The sequence below is a fragment of the Mesorhizobium sp. M4A.F.Ca.ET.090.04.2.1 genome, assembly GCF_003999085.1.
GTDB lineage: Bacteria > Pseudomonadota > Alphaproteobacteria > Rhizobiales > Rhizobiaceae > Mesorhizobium.
Map to the genome: position 1 here is coordinate 1 of NZ_RZOT01000932.1, position 951 is coordinate 951.

At 66.1% G+C, this 951-nt stretch carries 1 protein-coding gene; it reads right to left on the reverse strand.

What is annotated here, in order from left to right:
• A partial coding sequence (locus EN781_RS33265; RefSeq protein ID WP_127400764.1) for a VOC family protein occupies nucleotides 1-815 on the reverse strand: 815 nt, incomplete at its 3' end.
• Nucleotides 816-951: the final 136 nt, after the last annotated feature.

Genomic DNA, 951 nt, shown 5'->3' on the forward strand with positions numbered 1-951 from the left:
CCCGCCTTGCCGAGCCGTCCCGCCACAGCGGCAAGCTCGTCGGCGCCGGCAAGCACGACCGTGAAGCGCTCCAGCCCGGCCGCGCCGGGCGGCGGTTCGGTCAGCTCGTCGCGGGTCCAGATGTTGAAGGCGACCATGTGGCGGCGCCGATCGGTGCCGCAATCGAACAGACCGAAGGTGCGCGACTGGATGTGCGGCCTGAAGCCGAGCACGTCGACATAGAACGCCATCAGCGTTTCGGGCGAGCGGGCGCGCATATGGATGTGGCCAATGAAGGCATCCGCCGGCAGCCGCGGCTCGATCCGGCCGGAATCGCCAAGCGAGCGCGACAGGTTCGCAAGGTCGAGCGGCTCCAGCCCCGAATGCGTGCTGCCGTCCGTGGCGAGGAGCAGCACACGGCCGTCCGTCGTCTCCTCCCTGCCGGCCAAGCGTTCGGGTGTGTCGAAACAGATCTCGATGCCGTTGCCCGACGGATCGGAGACGTAGAGCGATTCCGAGACCAAATGGTCCTGGGCGCTGTATCTGAGGCCGGAAGCCTTGAGCCGGGCGGCGGCATGCGCAAGGTCGCGGCGCGTCGTGACATGGATGGCAACATGGAAGAGATCGCGCGCCTTCTGTGGCAGCGCGACCGCAGCACCTTCATGCAGCACGATCAGCGCCTTGCCGTCGACGCCGAGCCCGGCCACCGCGTCATCCTCGCCAAGCAGCGAGAGCCCGACCGCATCGCGCCATACGGGCAAGGCCGCCGCGATGTTGACCACCCTCAGATGAACCGGCCCGAGATGAGTGGCGCCTGCCAGCAATCCTTCGCTCATCGGCGAATATTAGCTGTGAACGATATGGCTGTCAGCAAGATGGAGGGGAGTAAGGCAGTAAGGGAGTAGGGCAGTAGGGGAGTAACGGAGGCATGGCTCTGATGCTCCCCAGTGCCTAGTGCCTAGTGCCTAGTGC